This window comes from Streptomyces sp. A01 (genome assembly GCF_059026195.1).
Map to the genome: position 1 here is coordinate 1 of NZ_JBWLKN010000066.1, position 3,289 is coordinate 3,289.

Here is a 3,289-nt window from a genome sequence, read left to right on the forward strand (position 1 = left end):
ACACAGTGGACGCGAGCAACTGAGGACAAGCCCTCGGCCTATTAGTACCAGTCAACTCCAGCGGTTACCCGCCTTCCATATCTGGCCTATCAACCCAGTCGTCTACTGGGAGCCTTAACCCCTCAAAGGGGGTGGGAGTACTCATCTCGAAGCAGGCTTCCCGCTTAGATGCTTTCAGCGGTTATCCCTCCCGAACGTAGCCAACCAGCCATGCCCTTGGCAGGACAACTGGCACACCAGAGGTTCGTCCGTCCCGGTCCTCTCGTACTAGGGACAGCCCTTCTCAATACTCCTACGCGCACAGCGGATAGGGACCGAACTGTCTCACGACGTTCTAAACCCAGCTCGCGTACCGCTTTAATGGGCGAACAGCCCAACCCTTGGGACCGACTCCAGCCCCAGGATGCGACGAGCCGACATCGAGGTGCCAAACCATCCCGTCGATATGGACTCTTGGGGAAGATCAGCCTGTTATCCCCGGGGTACCTTTTATCCGTTGAGCGACGGCGCTTCCACAAGCCACCGCCGGATCACTAGTCCCGACTTTCGTCCCTGCTCGACCCGTCAGTCTCACAGTCAAGCTCCCTTGTGCACTTACACTCAACACCTGATTGCCAACCAGGCTGAGGGAACCTTTGGGCGCCTCCGTTACTCTTTAGGAGGCAACCGCCCCAGTTAAACTACCCACCAGACACTGTCCCTGATCCGGATCACGGACCCAGGTTAGACATCCAGCACGACCAGAGTGGTATTTCAACGATGACTCCACACACACTGGCGTGCATGCTTCACAGTCTCCCACCTATCCTACACAAGCCGAACCGAACACCAATATCAAGCTATAGTAAAGGTCCCGGGGTCTTTCCGTCCTGCTGCGCGAAACGAGCATCTTTACTCGTAGTGCAATTTCACCGGGCCTATGGTTGAGACAGTCGAGAAGTCGTTACGCCATTCGTGCAGGTCGGAACTTACCCGACAAGGAATTTCGCTACCTTAGGATGGTTATAGTTACCACCGCCGTTTACTGGCGCTTAAGTTCTCAGCCTCGCCACCCCGAAGAGTGACTAACCGGTCCCCTTAACGTTCCAGCACCGGGCAGGCGTCAGTCCGTATACATCGCCTTACGGCTTCGCACGGACCTGTGTTTTTAGTAAACAGTCGCTTCTCGCTGGTCTCTGCGGCCACCCCCAGCTCAAGGTGTAAAACCCATCACCGGAAATGGCCCCCCTTCTCCCGAAGTTACGGGGGCATTTTGCCGAGTTCCTTAACCATAGTTCACCCGAACGCCTCGGTATTCTCTACCTGACCACCTGAGTCGGTTTAGGGTACGGGCCGCCATGAAACTCGCTAGAGGCTTTTCTCGACAGCATAGGATCATCCACTTCACCACAATCGGCTCGGCATCAGGTCTCACCCTCGTGAGAGACGGATTTACCTATCTCTCGGGCTACACCCTTACCCCGGGACTACCACCGCCCGGGCTGGACTACCTTCCTGCGTCACCCCATCGCTCACCTACTACCACCTTGGACCGGCGGCTCCACCACTTCCCTTTGCCCGAAGGCTCCAGGACGGCTTCACGGCCTTAGCATTAATGGATTCAGCGCTGGGCGTTTCAAAGCGGGTACCGGAATATCAACCGGTTGTCCATCGACTACGCCTGTCGGCCTCGCCTTAGGTCCCGACTTACCCTGGGCAGATCAGCTTGACCCAGGAACCCTTAGTCAATCGGCGCACACGTTTCCCACGTGTGTATCGCTACTCATGCCTGCATTCTCACTCGTGAACCGTCCACAACTCGCTTACGCGGCTGCTTCACCCGGCACACGACGCTCCCCTACCCATCCCAGCCCCCGTTGGGGGTATGTGCTGGAATGACACGACTTCGGCGGTACGCTTGAGCCCCGCTACATTGTCGGCGCGGAATCACTTGACCAGTGAGCTATTACGCACTCTTTCAAGGGTGGCTGCTTCTAAGCCAACCTCCTGGTTGTCTCTGCGACTCCACATCCTTTCCCACTTAGCGTACGCTTAGGGGCCTTAGTCGATGCTCTGGGCTGTTTCCCTCTCGACCATGGAGCTTATCCCCCACAGTCTCACTGCCGCGCTCTCACTTACCGGCATTCGGAGTTTGGCTAAGGTCAGTAACCCGGTAGGGCCCATCGCCTATCCAGTGCTCTACCTCCGGCAAGAAACACACGACGCTGCACCTAAATGCATTTCGGGGAGAACCAGCTATCACGGAGTTTGATTGGCCTTTCACCCCTAACCACAGGTCATCCCCCAGGTTTTCAACCCTGGTGGGTTCGGTCCTCCACACGGTCTTACCCGCGCTTCAACCTGCCCATGGCTAGATCACTCCGCTTCGGGTCTTGAGCGCGCTACTATACCGCCCTATTCGGACTCGCTTTCGCTACGGCTTCCCCACACGGGTTAACCTCGCAACACACCGCAAACTCGCAGGCTCATTCTTCAAAAGGCACGCAGTCACGACGCACCGAGCAAGCTCGATGCGCGACGCTCCCACGGCTTGTAGGCACACGGTTTCAGGTACTATTTCACTCCGCTCCCGCGGTACTTTTCACCATTCCCTCACGGTACTATCCGCTATCGGTCACCAGGGAATATTTAGGCTTAGCGGGTGGTCCCGCCAGATTCACACGGGATTTCTCGGGCCCCGTGCTACTTGGGTGGTTCTCAAACGAGCCGTACAGATTTCAGCTACGGGGGTCTTACCCTCTACGCCGGGCCTTTCGCATGCCCTTCGCCTATCCATACGGTTTCTGACTCGTCTCATCGCCGGCAGACGATGAAAGAGAACTCCCACGACCCCGTAAGCGCAACCCCTGCCGGGTATCACACGCCTACGGTTTAGCCTCATCCGGTTTCGCTCGCCACTACTCCCGGAATCACGGTTGTTTTCTCTTCCTGCGGGTACTGAGATGTTTCACTTCCCCGCGTTCCCTCCACATACCCTATGTGTTCAGGTATGGGTGACAGCCCATGACGACTGCCGGGTTTCCCCATTCGGACACCCCCGGATCAAAGCTCGGTTGACAGCTCCCCGGGGCCTATCGCGGCCTCCCACGTCCTTCATCGGTTCCTGGTACCAAGGCATCCACCGTGCGCCCTTAAAAACTTGGCCACAGATGCTCGCGTCCACTGTGCAGTTCTCAAACAACGACCAGCCACCCATCACCCCACCCCATACAAGGCAAGTTCACTGGGACCGGCAGCAGAAGATCCAGGCTGCTTCAGCCCGCACCCTCAGACACCCAACAGCGCGCCC

Annotated in this window: 1 rRNA gene; it reads right to left on the bottom strand. The window is 57.4% G+C overall.

The features are described 5' to 3' along the window. Window positions 1-21: 21 nt before the first annotated feature. Window positions 22-3,145, bottom strand: a 23S ribosomal RNA gene (locus tag AC5P1B_RS35425). Window positions 3,146-3,289 lie beyond the last annotated feature (144 nt).